General features: G+C 61.1%; 16 protein-coding genes and 3 pseudogenes. 12 read left to right on the top strand and 7 right to left on the bottom strand.

Annotated elements, in window-relative coordinates; genetic code table 11:
* The coding region (locus ACK59X_RS07260) for an FAD binding domain-containing protein (RefSeq protein ID WP_409956216.1) at positions 1-823 on the top strand (823 nt) is incomplete at its 5' end.
* Positions 820-3,036: a xanthine dehydrogenase family protein molybdopterin-binding subunit gene (locus tag ACK59X_RS07255; protein ID WP_409956215.1), complete on the top strand. Its 2,217-nt coding sequence runs from the start codon at positions 820-822 to the stop codon at positions 3,034-3,036. The genes ACK59X_RS07260 and ACK59X_RS07255, both read left to right, overlap by 4 nt.
* 25 nt (positions 3,037-3,061) lie before the next feature.
* Here ACK59X_RS07255 and ACK59X_RS07250 read toward each other — a convergent pair whose 3' ends face one another.
* The 3 genes from ACK59X_RS07250 to ACK59X_RS07240 form a co-directional block, all read right to left on the bottom strand.
* On the bottom strand, positions 3,062-3,247 hold the full coding sequence (locus ACK59X_RS07250; protein ID WP_409956214.1) for a hypothetical protein: 186 nt from the start codon (positions 3,245-3,247) through the stop codon (positions 3,062-3,064).
* Positions 3,244-3,381 (bottom strand): hypothetical protein, encoded by a 138-nt coding sequence (locus tag ACK59X_RS07245; protein ID WP_409956213.1) that lies wholly within the window; start codon positions 3,379-3,381, stop codon positions 3,244-3,246. The genes ACK59X_RS07250 and ACK59X_RS07245 overlap by 4 nt, the downstream gene beginning before the upstream one ends.
* A gap of 107 nt (positions 3,382-3,488) precedes the next feature.
* Positions 3,489-5,117, bottom strand: coding sequence for a diguanylate cyclase (locus ACK59X_RS07240; protein WP_409956212.1), 1,629 nt, complete (start codon positions 5,115-5,117; stop codon positions 3,489-3,491).
* 387 nt (positions 5,118-5,504) lie between these two features.
* On the opposite strand from ACK59X_RS07240, the gene ACK59X_RS07235 reads away from it, so the two are divergent.
* From ACK59X_RS07235 to ACK59X_RS07205, 7 genes and pseudogenes are all read left to right on the top strand, one after another.
* Positions 5,505-6,125, top strand: coding sequence for a TnsA endonuclease N-terminal domain-containing protein (locus ACK59X_RS07235; protein WP_409956211.1), 621 nt, complete (start codon positions 5,505-5,507; stop codon positions 6,123-6,125).
* Positions 6,118-8,313 carry a hypothetical protein gene (locus ACK59X_RS07230; protein WP_409956210.1) on the top strand — a complete coding sequence of 732 codons (2,196 nt, stop codon included), beginning with the start codon at positions 6,118-6,120 and terminating at the stop codon, positions 8,311-8,313. Before ACK59X_RS07235 ends, ACK59X_RS07230 begins: the two co-directional genes overlap by 8 nt.
* Positions 8,310-9,713: an ATP-binding protein gene (locus ACK59X_RS07225; protein ID WP_409956209.1), complete on the top strand. Its 1,404-nt coding sequence runs from the start codon at positions 8,310-8,312 to the stop codon at positions 9,711-9,713. Before ACK59X_RS07230 ends, ACK59X_RS07225 begins: the two co-directional genes overlap by 4 nt.
* A 20-nt stretch (positions 9,714-9,733) precedes the next feature.
* Complete coding sequence (locus ACK59X_RS07220; RefSeq protein ID WP_409956208.1) at positions 9,734-11,593, top strand: TnsD family Tn7-like transposition protein; 1,860 nt, start codon at positions 9,734-9,736, stop codon at positions 11,591-11,593.
* A 47-nt stretch (positions 11,594-11,640) separates the two neighbouring features.
* A pseudogene (locus ACK59X_RS07215) lies at positions 11,641-12,096 on the top strand (TniQ family protein); the annotation flags it as partial.
* 66 nt (positions 12,097-12,162) lie between these two features.
* A complete protein-coding gene (locus ACK59X_RS07210; protein WP_409956218.1) occupies positions 12,163-13,425 on the top strand; it encodes a hypothetical protein in 1,263 nt (420 codons plus the stop codon).
* A gap of 201 nt (positions 13,426-13,626) precedes the next feature.
* Positions 13,627-14,649, top strand: a pseudogene (locus tag ACK59X_RS07205) (IS30 family transposase).
* Positions 14,650-14,705: 56 nt separating this feature from the next.
* Here ACK59X_RS07205 and ACK59X_RS07200 read toward each other — a convergent pair.
* From ACK59X_RS07200 to ACK59X_RS07190, 3 genes and pseudogenes are all read right to left on the bottom strand, one after another.
* A pseudogene (locus tag ACK59X_RS07200) lies at positions 14,706-15,087 on the bottom strand (response regulator transcription factor); the annotation flags it as partial.
* A 1,144-nt stretch (positions 15,088-16,231) separates the two neighbouring features.
* The gene (locus ACK59X_RS07195) at positions 16,232-16,909 is read right to left on the bottom strand and encodes a glycosyltransferase (RefSeq protein ID WP_409956207.1); all 678 of its coding nucleotides are present in this window, start codon (positions 16,907-16,909) and stop codon (positions 16,232-16,234) included.
* Positions 16,906-17,154, bottom strand: a complete 249-nt coding sequence (locus ACK59X_RS07190) for a hypothetical protein (RefSeq protein WP_409956206.1) — start codon at positions 17,152-17,154, stop codon at positions 16,906-16,908. Before ACK59X_RS07190 ends, ACK59X_RS07195 begins: the two co-directional genes overlap by 4 nt.
* Before the next feature lie 308 nt (positions 17,155-17,462).
* Between ACK59X_RS07190 and ACK59X_RS07185 the strand changes: the two genes are divergently transcribed.
* The 3 genes from ACK59X_RS07185 to ACK59X_RS07175 are packed head-to-tail and all read left to right on the top strand — an operon-like array spanning position 17,463 to position 19,869.
* Complete coding sequence (locus ACK59X_RS07185; RefSeq protein ID WP_409956205.1) at positions 17,463-18,461, top strand: acyl-CoA dehydrogenase; 999 nt, start codon at positions 17,463-17,465, stop codon at positions 18,459-18,461.
* The gene (locus ACK59X_RS07180; RefSeq protein ID WP_409956204.1) at positions 18,449-19,249 is read left to right on the top strand and encodes a PIG-L deacetylase family protein; all 801 of its coding nucleotides are present in this window, start codon (positions 18,449-18,451) and stop codon (positions 19,247-19,249) included. The genes ACK59X_RS07185 and ACK59X_RS07180 overlap by 13 nt, the downstream gene beginning before the upstream one ends.
* On the top strand, positions 19,246-19,869 hold the full coding sequence (locus ACK59X_RS07175; protein ID WP_409956203.1) for an SAM-dependent methyltransferase: 624 nt from the start codon (positions 19,246-19,248) through the stop codon (positions 19,867-19,869). Before ACK59X_RS07180 ends, ACK59X_RS07175 begins: the two co-directional genes overlap by 4 nt.
* Positions 19,870-19,894: 25 nt before the next feature.
* On the opposite strand, the gene ACK59X_RS07170 is transcribed toward ACK59X_RS07175, so the two are convergent.
* Positions 19,895-20,521: an exopolysaccharide biosynthesis protein gene (locus ACK59X_RS07170; protein ID WP_409956202.1), complete on the bottom strand. Its 627-nt coding sequence runs from the start codon at positions 20,519-20,521 to the stop codon at positions 19,895-19,897.
* Positions 20,522-20,534: the final 13 nt, after the last annotated feature.

Genomic DNA, 20,534 nt, shown 5'->3' with positions numbered 1-20,534 from the left:
CATCCAGACCTCGGGCAGCGAGCTGCGCTTCGGTGCACTCGCGCCCATGGCCAAAGTGGCCGCCGATCCACGCGTCATGGTGCTCTACCCGGCGCTCGCCGAATCGCTGTGGAAGGCCGCCTCGCAGCAGCTGCGCAACATGGCCAGCGTGGGCGGCAACCTGCTGCAGCGCACGCGTTGCGCCTACTTCCGCGGCGGCGAGGCCTACCCTTGCAACAAGCGCCAGCCAGGCAGCGGCTGCGCCGCCATCGACGGCGCCGACCGCGGCCAGGCCCTGCTGGGCGCCAGCGACGCCTGCAATGCGGTCTACCCTGGCGACTGGGCCATCGCGCTCACGGCCTTCGATGCCATGGTGGACACCGTCAGCCCGCGCGGCACACGCTCCATTCCCATCGAAGCACTGCACCGCGAGCCGGGCAGCACGCCGCACATCGAGACCGCCCTGGCCGCCGACGAGCTGGTCACGCGCATCCGCGTGCCAGCCTCGCCGCTGGGCCGGGCCTCCACGTACCACAAGGTCCGCGACCGCGAGTCCTATGCCTTCGCGCTGGCATCTGCGGCCGTGGCACTGCAGATCGAGGGCGGTGTGGTGCGCGCCGCGCGCATCGCCCTGGGCGGCGTCGCCACACGGCCCTGGCGCGCACGCCAAGCCGAGGAAGCACTGCTGGGCCAGCCGCTCACGCACGAGAGCGCAATGCGCGCGGGCTCCATCGCCTTCGAAAAAGCCCGGGCCGGGCAGCACAGCGGCTTTCGTATCGAACTGGGCCGCCAGACGGTGGCAGACGCACTCCTCATCGCCAGGGAACGGGCAGGCACTGCATGACCACCACGACACACCAACCGACCAAGGCCTACCCCGACACCGCGCGCGTGGACGCCTACGACAAGGTGCGCGGCGCCACGCGCTACGGCACGGACCAGAACCTGCCCGGCATGGCCCACGCCATGCTCGCCGTGGCGCGCATCGGCCGCGGCACGGTGCGCTCCATCGACCGCGGAGCGGCCCAGGCCGTGCCCGGCGTGCGCCTCATCCTCACGCACGAGGACGTGCAGGGCCTGGCCTCTGCCGGCTTCATCCTGGGCGGTGGCTACGGGGTGCAGAGTTTGCAGCCGCTGGCCGGCGCGGCCATCGCCTACTACGGCCAGCCCATCGCCATCGTGGTGGCCGATACGCTGCAAGCTGCCACCGAGGCCGCCGCCCTGGTGCGCGCCACATACGACGAAGCACCGTTCACCGTGGACTTCGGCGCACCGGGCCTGCGCTCCCTGGCGCAGGCCGACTCGCCCCTGCCCAAGCCGGCCTTTGCCGACAAGCTGCGCGGCGATGCGGATGCGGCCTATGCCGCAGCCCCCGTGCGCGTCGAGGCGCAGTACCGCGGCCCCGCCCAGCATGCCAACCCCATCGAGCTGCTGGGCACGGTGGCGCACTGGCAGGGCGACATGCTCACGGTGTACGAATCCACCCAGAACAGCGGCGCACTGCGCCACGGCCTGGCGCGGCAGCTGGCCGTGCCGCCCGATCAGGTGCGCGTGGTCTCGCCCTCGGTCGGCGGCGGCTTCGGCCAGAAGAATTCGCTGCAGGGGCACACGGTGCTGGTGGCGCTGGCGGCGCGCCGGCTGGGCCGCCCGGTGAAGCTGGTGGTGCCGCGCGAGCAGGTGTTCCACGCCTCGGGCTTCCGGCCCGCCAGCACGCACCGGCTGCAGCTCGGTGCCGACGCCGCGGGCCGGCTGCAGGCCATCACGCACGAGGTGCAGCAGCAGACCTCGCAGCACGATTTGTTCCCCTCGTCGTGCACCGAGATCTCTGCCAGCATGTATGCCTGCACCCACTTCCGCGGGCGCGAGAGCCTGGTGCGCACCGACACCCACACGCCGGGCTTCATGCGCGGGCCGTGGGAGCATTTCACCTGCTTCGCGCTGGAGAGCGCCATGGACGAGCTGGCCCACGCCCTGGGCCAGGACCCCGTGGCCCTTCGCCTGGCCAACGACACGCAGGTGGATCCGCATTCGGGCAAGCCTTTCTCGTCACGCCACCTCGCGCAGTGCCTCACACGCGGCGCCGAGCGCTTTGGCTGGGCGCGCCGCAACCCGGCACCCGGCTCCATGCAGGCGGCCGATGGCACGCTGATCGGCTGGGGCGTGGCCGCCGGCGCCTACAAGGCAGCGACGGCGCCGGCCATCGCGCGGCTGCGCGTGTCGGACGATGGCCGGGTGCGCATCGACATCGGCGGGCACGAGATGGGCCAGGGCATCCGCACCGCCGTGGCTAACACCGTGGCCGGTGTACTGCAGGTGCCTGCGCGGCAGGTCACGGTGGTGCTGGGCGATACGCGCGGCGTGCCCCAGCACCTGACCGCCGGCTCCTGGGGCACGGCCACGGCCCTGCCGGCAGCGCTGCAGGCGGCCGAGCAGGCCATGGCGGAGCTGGCGGCACTCAACCCCTCACGGCGAGCCCGCACGCCGCAGCAGATCCTCAAGGCTGCGCGCACGCCCTTCATCGAGGTGGAAAGCCGCCACCGCGCGCCGGGCCAGCCCGAGCAGATCTACGGCCGCCTGGCCCAGGGCCTGCCCTCGGCGGCGGGCCCGCACTACCCGGAGTTCACCGCCTTCAGCTACATCGCGCACTTCGTGGAGGTGCGCATCGAGCCGCACACTCGCCGCGTGCGTGTGCCGCGTGTGGTGAGCGTGGCCGACTGCGGCCGTGTGGCCAGCCCGCGCACCGCGCGCAGCCAGGTGCAGGGCGGCGTGGTCTGGGGCATAGGCGCCGCGCTGCGCGAGGTCAGCGAGGTGGACCCGCGCTACGGCGGCTTCCTCAACGCCAACCTGGCCGAGTACGTGCTGCCGGTGAACCTCGATATCGGCAGCATCGAGGCCGATTTCATCGACGAGCCCGACCCGCGCATCAACCACCTGGGCGTGAAGGGCCTGGGCGAGGTGGTCATGACCGGCGTGGCTCCAGCCATTGCCAACGCCATCTTCCACGCCACGGGCAAGCGCCTGCGCGAGCTGCCGATCCGGCTGGAGCACCTGCTTTGACAGCAGCGCTGGAGGGCAAGGCCCTTCAGCCAAAGGTGAAGGCATAGCTGCGCGCGCCCGCATCCAGGAAGTGGATCTCCAAGGTGCGGGGCTTGGCGGCCCCGCCCTGGCGGATGGGCTGGTGGAGCCGCGTCGCATCGGCCATCCCGTTGCCCTCGGCGTCCATGTCCGTGCCATGGTGGATGCCGGGCGGCTGCCCATCCAGCGTCACGTGAAAGCGCACAGGCTGCCGTTCGCCGCGCCGGGTACGAGGTAGAGAACGTGGGCGTCGGTTGCTGCGGTCATGGTCTCGTCCTTGGGAGAGATGGTGTCTGTCGAAATGACGGCCGGATTGTTGGACCGCAAGGCATTCCGTCCCAGCGGTTTTCTGACGCCATGCAGGGCCTGCAGCGCTTGCGTACAAAACCATGCAAAACTCCCTGCCACGCGCGGACCGCGCGGCACTGCCCGCCTCACCCTCCTTGCAACCGGTTGCGCCCTTCGCGCTTGGCCGTGTACATCGATTGGTCGGCACGCCGCAGCAGTTGGGCCGCATCGTCCAGGGGCTGGGCACAGGTCAGCCCCATGCTGACGGTCACCTCACGCCCCGGCACGAAGCGGGACCAGTCATGGGCCTGCACCTGCTGCCGGAGCCGTTCGCACACCAGGGAGGCATCACCCAAGGCCTGCCCCCACAGCAGCACGACAAACTCCTCGCCGCCGATGCGCGCCACGAAGTCGCCGCCCCGCACGCCGCCGGTCAGCAATTGGGCGATTTCGCGCAGCACGGCGTCCCCCACCTCGTGGCCCCAGCCATCGTTGATCTGCTTGAAGTGGTCGATGTCGATGATGGCCAGCGAAAAGACCTCCGCCTGGCCATGCGCCATCGGAAGCAGGGCCATCAGGCGGGCGTCCAGCGCCCGCCGGTTGGCCAGCCCGGTGAGCGGGTCCAGCAGGGATTTCTGCGTCGCCACGTCGGCGCGCTCGCGCAGCTCCTGCGCTTCGCGCCGCAACTGGGCCAGTTCCTGCTGGGCGATCTCCATCCTCACCTCGCCCAGCAGCACGCGCGCCTGGGCATCCAGGCTGAGCTCACGGTCGCGGCGCACCTGGACCACCATGGCCTCCAGCGCCGCCAGGGCCTGCGCATCGGCGCCCGCGGCCTTGAAGGCCCGGTACCGGGATCGCCACCACCACCGGCGGCATCCCTCGTTTCTCTGCGCCGCGGCCGCATCCACCCGGTGGTCCAGCGCTTCGCAGGCCTCGACCGCGCGCCCGCTGGCCAACAGCCAGTCGGCGTTGAGCAGTTCGTTTTCTGCCCGGGCATCGGGGGCCTTGGCCTGCAAGGCGAAGGCCCGGTGCCGATCGACCGCAACGCGCATCTCTTCAAGCCGCCCCAGGGCCTCCAGGGCCAGGCATTCGATCTCGGCGCAGACCATTTCCCAGCGCACATGCCCCTGCGCGAGCGTTTTCGCCCGCTGCACCACGGCCAGGGCCTCGCGCAGATCCGCCGCCTGCGCCTCGGTCGGCGCCAGCGGGCCCGGCAGATGGGCCAGCTTGCGCCCGGACCGGCACAGGGCGCCGGCGAGGTTGACCACCGCAGCGAATTGCGCGACCTTGTCGCTGTCGCGCTGGGCCTCTTCATCCGCCTTGTGCAGCAGGGTGATCGCGTGCGGCTGGTCGCCCAGCAACTCCACCACACCCGCCAGGCTGGAGAGGCTGCGCGACACCATCCCGGGCACACCCAGTTTGCGTGCCCGCCCCAGCGCCAGCATGGCCTCGGGCAGCGCCTCGTCCGCCCGCCCGAGCTGGCACCAGGCCCGGGTCAGGGTGTTGCGCAGCTTGATACCGACCCCGTGCAGCTCCAGGGCATCGGCCTCCGCCAGGGCCCCGCGGGCGCTTTCCGCCGCCTTGTCGCTCTCGCCCCGGCGCAGCTGGTGCTCGGCCAGCCAGGCGGCCGCCAGCACGGCTTCGGGCTGCAGCCCGCATTCCCTGGCTGCTTGCAAGGCACGCGACGCAATCTCGACCCCCACGTCGTGGGCACCCACGAGACTTGCGGCTTCGCATTCCTTCAGGTCGGCCAGGAGTTGGTCTTTGCGTTCCATGGTCTGGGGCGCCTGGTGCTGCGGGATGACTGGTTCTAGGACAGGTCCCGTGAATATCGCACAGAGACCGGGTCCTGGTCATTCCCGTTGCAAAAAGCCGCACGCAAGCATGCCCTCGCCGGACCGGCTTGCCGCAGACGGGGATACCCTGAAATTTACTATAGTTATGGACATTTACATCAAATGTTCGAAAATACTGGGATGTTTTGGAAGCCTGATCCCCTGCTCTACCCGCCTTATCTTAGGACCCGCGTAAAGAGGGGGAATGGGATAGGAGAAGGCTCACACTATCGGCCATGGCTAGCCACACGTGATGTCCCGTCGCAAGGAACTTCTTTTAGCGGTCACGGGATCCTCACTGGCCGCGCGCACCACGGGCTTTCGACTTTGGAAGCGACCTACTACTTTTTGATCGAGCGACGTGCAGGCGTGCTGGACATCCGCGAGCAGTGGCCTATTCTTGACATCGACCGAACTCTAGAAATTTGCTCTGAGCTCGGGGTTCACCACTCGTTTCGCCAGGGATATCCAGAGCCTTTCACGATTGACTTCCTTGTCACGGAGCAGGTCGCAAACGGTCGTAGCTATCGAGCCGCCAGCGTCAAAACCGCGGAGGACGCAGCAGACCCTGCAGTGCGAGTGCGCTTGGCAGTTGAGGAGCGATGGTGCCGCGAGCGCGGGATACCGTGGACTCTGGTAGACACATCGCGCTTCACTAGCACACTTCTGGAGACGCTTCGCTTCATGCGCGCATGGTTCCGCCATCACTATGTGCCAACGACTGATGGGGAAGCGATGTTTATGGACGCATTTCGCAGTTCATACATTCGCAATCAGTTGCTGAGCGACTTTGTCGCACGGCTTACAAAGTCTCTTCGGCTCCCGCAGCCTCGAGTTTTAGACACATTCCGGTACTGCGTATGGTCTAACCAGATCGAGGTCTCGCTCAGTCGCCCCCTTGCGCTTAACAAGCCATTGATCCTGCAAAGCGACCTGTCTCATGCCTGAGTTCCGCCACATTTCGACTCCTCCTGCACCCATACCCGGACTAGTCTTGAGAATTGAAGGTGATTCAAGCCGCCATCTTCGCATCACACATGTATTTGATGACGGGATTTACGCTATGTGGGTCGGAGAAGCCGAGAATGTGAGGTATGCCAAGCGACCACAGTTTCTTGGATGGACAGATGTAGACGAACTTGCTTCGTCGCCTGGTGCAGCCTGGGGGCGGATCGTGTTGCCTCCACAGCTGTCGAATCCGCCCGAACCTGAAAGCCTTGATGCGAGGAAATTAAATTCCAGCTGGACATTGATCGAACCGTTGATCAAGTCTTTTGAGAGAAAAGCAAACCTCTCACGCCAGCACTTCACAGCACTCATACGCGATCACGCGACACGCACAAGTGTGGCGCAGCGGACTCTGCTGCGTCTCGTCCTCAGGTACTACTACTTTGGCAACTCGAGATATGCGTTGCAGCCCTTTGCCCCAGGGCCTCAACCTGGCGAGAACAGCTATCCTTCGGCGCCTGCGACGGCACCAGCTGAGGGAACGGCCCCGAAGCGAAGGGGGCGCCAAAGTGTGCTCAGCGACGAACTCGGCCCGAACCACTATGTGGTGTCCCAGACTGACATCGAAGGCATGGTCAATTGCTACAAGCGCTTGTTGCGAAGGGGCCCGACCAACAAGACGGCCGCTCACGAGGAGTATCTGGCCACGGAATTTAGAGCTCGCCATCCAGAGCTGTACCAACAGTACATTGACGGGCGCGCGCTCGAGCCGGTCACCTATCGGCAATTCACCTACTACCTCAACGTTGAACTAGAGCTCACGGAAGACTTGGCAAGAAACGAACGATGCCATCGCCGCAGCCCGGGCAACTTGAACTCCCTTCACTCCGCCGGCCCCGGTGAGCTCTACGAAATCGACTCGACTGGCGGACGGCTGTTTTTGGTATCAGCAGACAAGGAGCCAAAGATCGTAGGGAAGCCGACGATTTATCTACTGGTTGATCGTTGGAGTAGGTTCGTCGTCTCTGCGTACATCTCATTGCGTGCACCCTCATATGAAGAGGTTCGAAACACCCTGCTGGTCGCCTTTACCTCTCGCGAAGCACGCTTTGCCCGGCTGGGCATTGACGTGTCAGATGAGCGATGGCCTGTGGGCAGAGTACCTGCGGTAATCTGCCCGGATCGCGGATCGGACTTCATGAGCAAATCCATGGAGCAGAGCGTGGTCAACGACCTACGAATTGACCTCACTCCTTTGCCTCCGCTGTGTCCAGATGGCAAAGCTATCGTTGAGAGACTTATCCGGACCATCAAGCAACGGATGGCGGCCTCAGGCTTGAAGGGGGTCTATGCAGACCGTCCCTTGGACCCAGTCTCAAAGCGAGCAGCTCGCAAAGCGGAGGGGGCGGCAGTACACACACTTGCCGACGCGTATCGAGCGCTCGTGGAGATCATCTGTGATCACAACAACCGACCTCACCCGGCTCTAAGACGTCGAAGGACACTGGCACTTAACGCCATCGAGCCAACGCCGAGAAATGCCTACCTATGGGGCTTGAGTCATATCACCGGCCTACGCTCCGCCCCCTTCAGCGATGAAGACTACCAACGGATGTTGCTCAGCTCTGACAAAGCAAGTATTTCGGATGGCGTGCTTCGCTACAAGAGGCGTGCATACCTCCCTGCGAACGAAGTGGCGATCGAACTAGTCAGGCGCTCGCCGAGAAAAACAACCGCGGTAGATGTAAGACTCGACAAGACAGTTCCAACTGAAGTCCTGATTTCCAGAAAGCACGGTGCTTGGGCGAAATTTTTGATGACCGGTGGTGACGCCAAAGACATCGAAGGGATCTCGTTGGATGAAGAAGAAGCTTTTTCCGATAGCACCGCACGCCTGTGGGCGCGAGCCGAATTGAAGGGGCGGCGCGTGCGAGTCGCAGCAAAAAGTACCAGAAAAAACCCACCTCGCCGCGGAACCGCTCCTCCTACTCGGGTGTCGAAGTCGGATCAGCAGGATGCGAGGTACCGCGAGACAGCCGAACTCAAGAGCCGACTCCACGCCACCCGACCAGTCGAGCTTGATAGCGAGGTTCCCGAACCGAAATCAAGGATGAAGTGGGTAGAGGTGGAAAAGGAAGAGCGAGCTCGCATGCTCGACGAAATAAAAAAGCAAAGGAGGAAAAAGTGAACAACGTCGAAGTGTTTCCTGCTGTCTATCGCTCGACTGGAGTTACCCGTTTTGAAGGCAACCCATTCATTGAGGCATTGCCGCCCCTTGAGCAACGCAAGAGCGACTTTCTGACCCAGCTCTCACACTATCCCCCAAGGCCGACTTCGAAACTAAGACGTGCAAATGAGGTCGTGCGCTCAATGGAGTTGGCGGCTATCAATGATGTCATCTTTCCATTTCCAGAGTATCAAAAGGCAGGACTCTCTTTGGCGACCATCGCCAGGGATGCGTATGTAGCGCGGCATCCTCTAACTGCTATCGATAGGCAGCGTCGGCACGCCATAGCCACTGCAGGTACTGATGGGTTGCCGATGCCGTCAAATTGGAAGTCTTCAGCAAAAGGATTTTTCATGATGGCCGTCAGCGGGCAAGGAAAGACTACTTTCGCCGCTGCATCTCTACTTCGATACAAGCAAGTCATTCGCCATTCCAGCTATCGCGGCCAAGAGTTGAAATGCCATCAGGTGGTATACGTCTTTCTGCGCGTGCCCCATGATGCCACCCTTAAATCGCTGTGTATCCAGTTCTTCAACGAGATAGATCGCTTGCTTGAAACGGACTACTCTCGAAAAGCCAGGTCGCTTAGAAACATTGCGCCTATGGTCGAACTGATGAACAAAGTGGCGACCACGGTATCACTTGGGTTCGTCGTCATTGACGAAGTCCAGAACCTTCGAAGCGCCCAGACGAAAGGCGCGGAGCTCGTACTGAACCTATTCAGTGAAATCATTGAGCGCCTAGGTATTAGTCTCGTTGCCTTGGCTACGCCAGCTGTGCAGAGCGTGCTGGAAGGGAACGTACGCAACACACGCAAGCTCACCTCTTTTGGCAGCATCGTGATCCCACCGATGGCGCGAGACGATCCTCAGTGGGAAGAGTTTTGCGATACCTACTGGGACTATAGCTACGTCAAGAACAAGGCGAAGTTAACCAAAGAAACGCTTGATGCGTGGCATGCAGCCTCCGCCGGCAACACTGCCTTTGCGGCGCTGGCTTTTGCCCTCTCTCAACGCAACGAGATCGGAGGGAGAGAGATCATCGATACCACCGCCTTCGAGCGCACCGCCGCGACCGACATGGCTTTTTTGGGTCCCGCTATCACCGCACTTCGCAGCAACAACCCGGACAAGTTGCAACTTTTTGACGACTTGATTTTCAGCCCTCGCTACCGGGCTCTACGCAAGTTGTTAGGTGCCGTCGAGCCCTCAATGCCATCGCCAAACGCAAACGATGAATTCGACGATGTCGCTTCACCACCACCGATACCTGCTCCTCGCCCCGTACGGGCAAGAGCGAGGGCCCCAAAGGGAGGCCCGCCACCAGTAGACCTTCCCATGGAAGATCCCCTAGCCCGCTAGCTACTGATAGCCGGTGACACATGTGTTCCATCCGCACACACCCTACGCATCTTTGCTTCGTCCCTCCACTGCTTCCTGACGAACTACTTCACTCTTGGCTAGGCAGGCTATCGGTGCTTAATTCTTGGGGGAGGGGTCGCGATGCCGTCAGAAAAATTTTTGGTGGAACAACGACCCAGATTGGCATTGATCTTCCGACTCACCTAGGTTCGTTGCAGGACAATCTGGGAGAGTGGTTTCCTTGCAGCTCGTTGATTGAGTTAATCGATGTGGCAACGATACTGCCCTACCATCGACCATTCTTAGAAGTGGCTCGATACGAGCAAGCGCTAGAGGTCATGCGCGATGGCAATCCTCTTGTTCTCAAAGCCCAATTGGGACTCGCCGCGAATCGTTTTGGTACGAAGCCGGCACTACGGTTTTGCCCCAAGTGTGTGGAAGAGGACATCCAAGAGTTCTCCTGTTTCTACTGGCATCGCCAGCATCACTTGCCAGCAGTCACATGCTGTGTACGTCATGAGACTAGTTTGCAGTATTATGGGCAATCCATCGGGATTTCTCAGGCTATCGCTTATCCAGGCTTCCCAATTTCAGCCGAGATCCGCACACCCATAAACCGTGAGCAGTTAAAATTTGCCCGACTTTCGACATCTCTACTGTCAGCCAGAATGCCTCCCACAGATGCAATTGTTCGTTCAAATACATACAGAAAAGAAATTCTCGCAAGAGGATATTGTACAAGAGGCCATATTGCCTACCTAGATTTGACAACAGCCCTGAGACAGCGCTTCGAAGATTTTGAAGCATTTGACTGCAGAGCGCGATTGATGTCGACCGAGGATCATCCTGTCGGATGGCTCCGAGATCTTATTGAACGCCCCCAGAGATCATTGCATCCGATTTGCCATCTTCTTCTGATTGATTTTCTTTTTGGCGATATTGCAAACTACAGGAAAGCAATCAAAACGCAGGCGACTTTCGCACAAAACAAGTCTTTTTCGTTTGCGGTCACTGCCCAACAGAAGCCGCCACATGAACGTGGAATGGATTCCGCTCTGGAGGATCTTCTCCAAGACTTGTCGTTGTCTTGCCGCGAAGTTGCCCGACAGACTGGCAAATGCACCAGCACGATAGTATCGCTCAGAAATCAGCGCGCAATTTATGTAAGCATGCGCCCCAAGACTCTAGATAGCAAGCGCGTTCAGTCAATAATTAGCGAATTATCATCCAACCAAACCATTGCAGACGTCGCGCAACATGCTGGCATCTCTTTGAAATCAGTCTACAGAATCCTTGAACGTAATCGAAGCATAGAAAGAGCCCGCAAAAATAATCTCTTCTCGCGGAAAAGATGGACAAGAAGATGCCGCTGGCTCTCTTTGCTCCAAGGTGGAGAATATACCATTTCCGGTGCAAAACATGAAAATCCGGGCGACTATGCATGGCTATATAAAAATGACCGAGAATGGTTGCTGCAGGTTAATTCCTCAAGAAAGGCAAAACGTGCAACACCCAGAAGCGCCAACTTGATTGTTCGAGATGCAACCCTTTCAACGCAGGCTCGCGTGATCGCACGTGCTACGCTCGAACTTTCCCCCCCTACCCGCGTCTCCGCCTCGAGAATTCTTCGTACCCTAGGGTTGTCGCGTTTAAGCTTGCGAAATTTACCAAAGCTCTCCCAAACACTAAAAATCTTAGCAGAATCCAGCATAGAATTTAAAAAGCGCCGGATCGACTTTGCCATAGCAAAACTAGGGAATTACGCACCCTTGTGGAGAGTCAAGCGAGTTGCAGGCCTGCGAATTTGGCCCTCCGAAATTCTAGATTATGCAGAGAAACGTATTCTAGAGTTTATTAAAATCAATCCTCCACCTTCATAGGCAAAAATTTTCGCCCCTCTACACGAGAAACGATCGCCAACAACACTTTGATTAAAATCCCATACACCCCATTCGCATATCCAGATGAAACGATAGGATCGTTACTTACAAGATTTGTTATACACAACGACTCCAGTACATGGACAAAATTAGCGGAAGAGCTTTGTATTAAGAGAAACCTCCCATCACAGGGACATCGAATCAATGGCAAGATCATTGATTTCATAGTCAATGAAGCAGGCCAATCTAGCATAGAATACCTTGGCAAGCTTACAACCATAGGCTTTCACCAGATATTCAGCAAGACCGGAAAACGCCCACTAAACCTCAATCCATGCAATAACTCGAGAGAGCGAAAATTCCTCACGTCGATAGGTTTTCTTCCACACAGGTCTGAAAAAGGACTTCGCTTTTGCGCTGCATGCATCTCAGCTGACATAGAGAAATTTGGAGAGCCATATGTCCACCGATGCCATCAGCTACAAACATCTCTGACTTGCAATATTCATGAATTATGGCTTCGCACAGACTGTCCAAATTGCAGCTCCACGCTCGTAGATTTTAGCCGAATGGTGCTCCACCCTCTTTCACAAAAATGCCGTTGCGGCCATGATCTGCGAAAAATCAGCTCTAAAACCTCGTCCAAAAAAATCAGCGCATATCAGCGACTAAGCAAGTTCGGCGAGCGGACGCTATCTCTAGATTTCATTCCATGGAGCCATGCTCAACTCCACGAAATTTTACTTCAACTGACACACTCAACACCCTATCGGCTTGGTAGAAAATATAGAGAAATTTTGCAAGATTTCTATCACATACCCACCTCTCTGCTATCTGATAAAATCACTTTAACTTCAGAAATTTCGGATCTGAAATTAAGGCTCTACTCTCATCCGTGTGAATTTCGAGGTGAAGAGTACTCAGCATTTTTTGCTGCTCTGGACTTGGTCCCTGAAGACATTGAAGAGATGATCAGTAGTCGCTGCACTGTGTCACCAGTTCGCAATCAATCTCCTGCCAGGTACCGTATTCAGTCCAATGATCTTGAAGCTGCAAAAGATGCTTTAGCCATCTTTCTTCAGCGATATCCGCACGAGAACCCGACTCAACTGAGACGACACAACCAACACGCCTACTATCTTTTGCGACTTAAAGCCCCCAAGATTTTTAATCTCCCTCCATATATTAAACCACTCCCATCCATTGAAGCCGATCGAGAAACCATAACAAATTTGTTCGCGCACAAAGAAAGCAACTTAGAAAAAAAATACAGACACTCCGCGGCGTTTACGAGAGCCAAAATAAGGGATGAAGAGTGGATTTACAAATACTTAGAAATCATATCAACTCAAAAACACAGCCTCAGGACCAAAAAGAGCGACCGCGCCGAAACTAGAAAGGCAAGTATAAAAATCGATCATGAGAGAAAGATAGTCAACGCAATCAACACCATTCTTCGTACCGAACGACGGCCTCAAAAACTAACGCACATTCGAATAGCAAATCAAGCTGCGCTGCTTAGATATTCCGTAGACAAATCACTAAAGAACAATCAAAATCTTAGCAATTTTCTAAAAAAGGCTAACCAGGACAAAGACCGCAGAATGGCAATTTGGGCAGCACAGGTTTTAAATATATCCGAGCAAGAATTGACCCCAAACAACATTTTACTAGTCGGAGGATTGGTAACGACAGCCAAAAACAGATTGTTTGCAATCTCCGCCATCGACTTGGTAGGCAAGGGGTTTAATAGATCAGTGATTCATGAAAGCTTTTTAACAGATGAGGCTCAACGGACAAGAATTCGAGCATCAGGAATGAACCTAGACTAGCAAAGCTTCAGACAACAGTGGGCCTATGCAAGCAGCTTGCAGCATCCCGATACCGAGTCAGACTCTTTCCTGCGACTCACAAGTAGCGAGCATGGAACCTGTCATCACGATCCTCAAAAGCCAACTGGACACGCGCGCGGCTCTTAAATGGACGGTCTCAAACTTGAGGTGCAACACCTGAACCCCAGGTAATTTGCACAGATGACTTCACGATACACGCACTTGCAGCCAGAAGATCGACTGACTGTGGCTTCTCTTTTGCAGCAGGGCTATAGCCAACGATCCATTGCTCACCTGCTCGGGCGCAGCCCCAGCACCATTTGCCGTGAGCTTTCCCGCAATGGTTCGGCTTCTGATGGCTATGCCTTCAAGCCTGCCCAGGCGGCCTGTGAGGCCCGTCGCATCGCTGCCCGGCCCTTGCCCAAGCTGCACCCGCAGGGCGCCCTGTGGCGCGTGGTCTGCGATCTTTTGCTGTGGCGTTGGTCGCCCCAGCAGATTGCCCGCACACTGCAGGGCATGCACCCCGAGGACTCCAGCCAGCATGTGTCTCACGAGACGATCTACAACGCCATTTATGCCTATCCCCGTGGAGAGCTCAAGAAGCAGTTGATTGCATTGCTGCGCCAGGGGCGCAGTGGCCGCCGGCCTCGTTCGGCAGGTCAGGATCGGCGGGGCCAGATTCCCGAGATGGTCAGCATCCATGTGCGCCCTCCCGAGGTCGATGACCGGCTGATGCCGGGCCATTGGGAGGGGGACTTGATCAAGGGCGCCAACAACTAGTCTGCCGTGGGTGTGCTGGTGGAGCGCAGTACGCGCCTGGTGCTGCTGGGCAAGATGCCTGATACAACGGCCCAGAGTGCCCTGGCGGCCTTCACAGACAAGCTCAACCAGGTGATAGAGCCCATGCGCCAGACGCTCACCTACGATCAGGGCAAGGAGATGGCTCGCCATCGGGAGTTGGCCCGGGCAACGGGTGTGCGGGTGTACTTCTGCGATCCGCACAGCCCTTGGCAGCGGGGCAGTTGCGAGAACACGAATGGGCTGCTGCGCCAGTTTCTGCCCAACGGGACGGACCTGAGCGTGCATGATCAGGATGCCCTGGACTCGATTGCTGACCTGATGAACAACAGGCCGCGCGAGACGCTCGGCTGGAAGTCGCCGTACCAGGCGTTTCAGCTGTTCATGCAGGCGATCGCGCAGCGCCAAAGCGCTACCCTTCACTGACTCTCAAACCGTTTCAATCAAGCAGCAGTGTTGCACTTCGGATTTGAGACCGCCAAGCGTTTGCCGAGTGCGATGACCCGGATCGCCTCCAAGATCTGGGTGGGGTCGCAATCCTTGTTCAGATAGCCACTGGCACCTTGCCGGATTAGGTTGAGCGCGTACTGCTCCTCAGGGTATCCCGACAGGATGAGGACGCCCACGTCTGGAGCCTTCGCTCGCAGCATGGACATGGCGTCCAGGCCGCTCTGCCCTGGCATGGACAAATCCATTATGAGCACATCGATGTCATGCATGCGAATCAGATCGATGACCCCCCGGCCGTTGGCAGCCTCACCTTTCCACTCGAATGTCAACGTGGTCGGAAAGAAATTGACGTAGACTTGATCGGACAATTTGATAATCGTCAACGTCGCGCTCCCCAAAGGTGGCGCGACTCATTCTGCGTAGGACATCGACGCAGCTTTGTCATCCTTTTTCCCGACTTGGCGGGACAGGTATTGTGTCCAGCGCGGGTTAGCGAGGGCGAGGCGCGTCGGGTGTGGCCGCCAGCGCAACCACAGTGACGCCTGCAGCCACACAGAAGGTCTTCCACCAGCCCAGTGCGGGTCTGGCCCACGTGCCGCATGGCTCGCTTTCGCGCGTCCATCGTCGGTAGGCCAGCGGCATGGCGGTAGCAATAGCAGTCGCTGCACCCGCAGGCTCCCGTCCCCCGGCGCGCCAATGCGGCACCCGCAGTCCAGGCACTTGACACTCGCGCCAAGCGTCTCGGATCGATCAGGCGCAGACCTCAACTTGTCGCCAGCCAGTTCGCCAGCGCCCATCGGTGTCGAACTTGAATAGCGGCCGGTCCAGCAGAGCGAGAGTGCCAGGAGTGGAGCGGCGAGTAATCTAGCTGCAGACAAGGTGACCCTGGGTGTCACGGAGCGGGCGCTGGCCACGGCGCCTATGAGTGCGGACCAGGGCAGGAGTTTGATGGGTGAGGGTCCTCTGAATCTTGGTCTGACCATCCCTCGTCATCCCTACCGCTGCGCGACGCACAGCCAGATATCGCAATCTCTTGTAGGAACTTCCAACCAGTGCATTGCTGGTGGAACTTTGTCGCTCCGTGCCCTCCCATATTCGGACCAACACAAAGATAATATCCGGGAAAGCCGAGCACTCGCTTGATCGACCGTGCCGACCTCGTGCGACGCGGCGGACTTTTGGACCAAGCTCTTGAGCCCTGCGATATCTGCTGCAGGGCCACTTGCTTGAACGCGTCGCTTTAGGCCCCGATCAGTCTATGGGCGCAAGACCATGTCGCCGCGCATGGAAGTGTCGATGGTGGAACGGAGTACACACATTTCCATCGCCGCATCGTGGCTTGGATAGCCTTCAGATTTGCCGGGCTAAGATGCTCATCATTTTCTGGGGATTGCATCGGCGTGATGACACACGACATTACTGAACAAGAACACCCAGCATCCGATTTTGCGCCGCCGCGCGTCGTTGGACCCCACCAACCAGGCGGCCAACACCGAAGCCGCGAAGGCAGGCCATTGCGCCGCGTCCATCCAGTTGTTCCTTGAGCGCCTTCCTCCTTTTACGATGCAGGGACGGCTACCATGGCCCCGTCCCATCGCATCAGCGTGGCACCGAAGCCGCCGGGCGCCCGGAAGTGCTTGCGGGCACTGGTGGTCACGCGCGCGGCGGCTGTCCAGGCGATCAAGTGGCCTCGTTCCTGCAGGCGGTGCACCAGGGCGACATCCTCGCCTGTGGCCAGCGGCGGGAAGCCGCCGGCAGCATGGTAGGCCTGGGCCGTGACGCCGAGGTTGGCACCATGGATGTGGCGGTGCCCGTCACGGTCTTGGTACAGAGCCTGGAAGTGCGCGCGCACCGCGTCGCCGTGCGCGCTCCAGTCGCGCACCTGCACAGTGCCGCACACCGCATCGGCGTGCAGGCGCAGCTGCTGGCTGATCCAATCGGGCGCTACTTCGCTGTCGGCGTCCGTGAATGCCAGCCAGCGCGCGCCGGCGGCCAGTGCGGCCTGGGCACCGACCGCTCGCGCCGTGCCGACATTGCGCGCCCGGCTCTCCAGGCAGCGTACCTGCGCAAAGCCGCGGGCGATGCCTCCCGTGCCATCGCTGCAATCGTCCAGCACGACGATCACCACCACCGGCTCACCCGTCAGCGCGGGGCAGGCCGCGGCCACCGCCAGGGACTGCAGGCACCGCGCCATGTGCTCTTCTTCGTTGTGCGCAGGGACGATGACCGCGATCATGGATGGGCCTGCACCGGGGTGGCCGCGACCGTGGTGGCGGGCGCCGCCACCGCCTGCGGGCGACCCGTTTCCACCTGGACGGCATCCACGGGAGCCATGCCGCCCGCGAGCAGCCAGGCGGCGAATGCCATAGCCGCCAGCAGCTCTGTCAACAGCAGACGCGGGCTTTCCCACGGCGAGACGGGTTGCGGAAACTCTCCGGACAAGCGCCGGGTGCCATAGGCCTGGGTCGATTCGGAATCCATCACAGCCTCCGTGGGTGGGGTGGATCCAAAGCTAAGCTTTGCACCTGCGCCCCAATGTCGGATGGACACCCCAGCCGATGTCATGCCATGGCGCACCAGCGAAGGACCGCCCGGCTGCGCGCGCGAGTGCGAGCGATCGTCTCACAACGCTGCCCGCTGTCGGCCGACAGGCTCTGCAGGTTTGCGTGCCCACAGTGCTTGCACGACACCGCCCCACAGCGATACCCATCATGCACGGCACCGCCCCTTTTCCCCTCCCTTCTCCCGCCGGTCGCCCACCGCTTCCAACAGCGCAGCAGCTTTGCCAGGTGCTCACCGCGCTCACTGCTCTGCCCGCGGCGCAACAATTGCGGCACCTGGTGGACATGGGCCTTGGGCAACTGCCACCACCGGGCGAGGGCGCCACCCTGGCGCGCTGGCAGGCCCTGGCAGAGGTGGCGCGGCACAGCTTGGCGCTGGCCAAGCTGTACGAAGGCCACACCGACGCGCTGGCTATCCTGGGCGAGCTTGGCTCCCACGCCGCCCGCTCGGGCCAGACCTGGGCCATGTGGGCCGCCGAAGCGCCCGGTCTGCGCGTGCAGGTAACCCCTTCCAACAGTGGCGACTACAGCGCGGAGCTGTCGGGCATCAAGGCATGGTGCTCCGGGGCGCAGGGCGTAAGCCACGCCCTGCTGACCGTATGGCTGCCCGGGGAGGCGCAGAGCCAGCTGGTGGCAGTGGATCTGTCGCACCCTGGCATCCGAGTGGACACCGGGCCATGGCAGGCGGTGGGCATGGCGGACACGCTGAGCGCGGACGTGTGCTTCGACCGCACACCCGCAACGCTGGTGGGCAAGCCAGGCGACTACCTGCGCCGCCCCGGGTTTTGGCACGGAGGCGCGGGCATCGCCGCGTGCTGGTACGGCGGCACCTGTGCGGTGGCCGACGCGCTTTTCGAGGCCACGCGGTCAGCCGACCCGACACACCCCGCCTGGCCCTACCGGGCCGCAGCCCTGGGCCGGGTGGACCGCAGCCTCGCCGGCCTGGCGGCGCTGCTGCAGCGCAGCGCCGGCTGGATCGATGCGAACCCGCAGGCAGACGCCCAGTTCGTGGCCCTGCGCCTGCGCCAGGCGGCCGAGGCTGCAGCCCAGGCGGTGCTGGAAGAAACCGGGCGCGCACTGGGAGCAACACCGTTCTGCCGCGACGCGGGGTTCGCGCGCGCAGCGGCGGACCTGCCGGTCTTCATTCGCCAAAGACATGGCGACCGCGACGATGCGGCCCTGGCGCGTGCCATCCTGACGATGGAGGAGTCCCCATGGGATCTGTGAACCATATGGCGAACGCCGAGGAACTGGATGCGGCCACCCGCTTTATAAGTACCCCGCGCGTGGCGGCGCACGCCTGGCAGGCCTGGCTGCATGAGGAAGGCATCGCACGTTTCCCGGCCTCGGAACTGGTGGGCAAATGGCAACGCTTGGTGGTGGTGGCGCCCCACCCCGACGACGAGGTGCTTGCCTGCGGCGCGCTTCTGCACACCCACGTCCTCCATGGGGGCGAATGCATCGTTCTCGCCGTGACCGATGGCGAGGCTAGCCACGCCGGCAGCCCGGGGCACGATGCCACCGCGCTTGCCTGGCAGCGGCGGCAGGAGAGCGGCACCGGCCTGCAACGCCTGGGCGTGCCGCCAGGCGCCCTGCTGCGCCTGGGCCTGCCCGATGGTGGTGTCCAGAGCCATGCCGAGACCTTGCGTGCCAAGCTCGCCGCGCTCGTCCACCCGGGCGACGTGGTGCTAACCACCTGGCGGCGCGATGGACATCCCGACCACGAAGCCTGCGGCCGGGCCGCAGCCCACGTCTGCAGCACCAATAGCGCGGTATTACTGGAGGCGCCGGTGTGGATGTGGCACTGGGCGGAACCCTGGGACTCGCAGGTGGACTGGACCCGCCTGGCCGGCGTGGGCATTGAAGGCGGCACCCTGGCGGCCAAGCTGCACGCCCTGGCCGCGCACCGCTCCCAGCTGGCACCGCGGCCGCCTCATCGGCCCGCCGTGCTGGACCCGGGCATCATCGAACGCGCCGGCTGGGACACCGAGTACTTCTTCGTCAACACCCCATGACCACCGCCGCAATCAACGACGTGTTCGACCCCCTGTTCGCCCTCGGCCCGGACCCCTGGCACTTCGAGGGCAGCTGGTACGAGGAACGCAAGGCCAACCTGCTCCTGGGCAGCCTGCCCCACGCCCGCTACGGTGCAATCTTCGAGCCCGGCTGTGCGAGTGGCTTTCTGTCGGAACGCCTGGCGCAGCGTTGCGATCGGCTGCTGGCCTGGGACGGCTCACAGCGGGCCGTGGAGTACGCCGCACAGCGGCTTGTGCCCTTTGCTCATGCCCGGGTGGAACACGGCTGGGTGCCGCGGCGTTGGCCCACAGAGCCATTCGATCTCATCGTGCTGAGCGAGCTGCTCTACTACCTGGACGAGGCGGCCATCGAACACCTGGCACATTGCTGCAGGAACACCTTGCGGGCGTCCGGCGTGCAGGCCGGCATCGTCGCTTGCCACTGGCTGCACCCGTTCGACGGATCGCCCCTCGGCGGTGCCCGGGTGCACGAACTCCTGCACCAGCACCTGCAGGTACCACGTGTGGCCCAGTGGCGCGACGCCGATTTCTGCCTGGATGTCTGGTCGGCCGCCCCGCTCAGCGTGGCACAGCGAGAAGGTCGCCGGCCGGCCTCTTGACCACCGCTATCAGTCCGGGGGATTCTCAGAGTAGGCTGCTGACCACCAGCCAGGCGGCCCCGCAGGACAGCAGCGAGGCGACCACCATCAGCACCCCATCGCGTACCAGCAAGGCCAGCCCGATCAGTGCGATGGCTGCCATGGGCAACGAACTGGCAAAAGGAAATAGTTCCAGCGGCGGGACCATGCACGCCAGCGCAATGCATGCCAAGGCAGCCAAACGAATCCACAGGCCAGCAGTCAGCCACCGAAGCCGGCCATGGAACCAACGGTCGAGTCGGGCGGCTATGGGGCGGGTACTGGTCACCAAGCGATTCATCTTGGCAGAAGGCACACCGTGTCGTGCCAGCCAGGCAGGGATCCACAGTCGCTTGCGTCCCCAGAGCATCTGCAGCGCAAACAGCACCACCACGGCGGCCAGCGCCGTCGGGACACCCGGAACACCGCCAAGAGGTGATATTTCCGACAGCGCGGGAACCAGAAGAAAGGGCCCATAGCTGCGCGGGCCGACCGCGTCCACCAGTTCGGCCACAGCAACCCGCCCATGGGACTGGGCAAGTGCCTCGAATTCGTCGAGTATCTCGCCCAGGGTGTCGGGCTGCCGAGTGGTGGAAGCAATCAAGGGCAGCGGTTTGTCAGCAGTAGGGTTCATGCCCTAGCATGCG

Origin of the sequence: Acidovorax sp., assembly GCF_046339755.1 — a bacterium.
Taxonomy (GTDB): domain Bacteria; phylum Pseudomonadota; class Gammaproteobacteria; order Burkholderiales; family Burkholderiaceae_C; genus Acidovorax.
The sequence above is the reverse complement of the archived record's forward strand: the minus strand, read 5'-3'. Positions and strand labels throughout refer to the sequence as shown.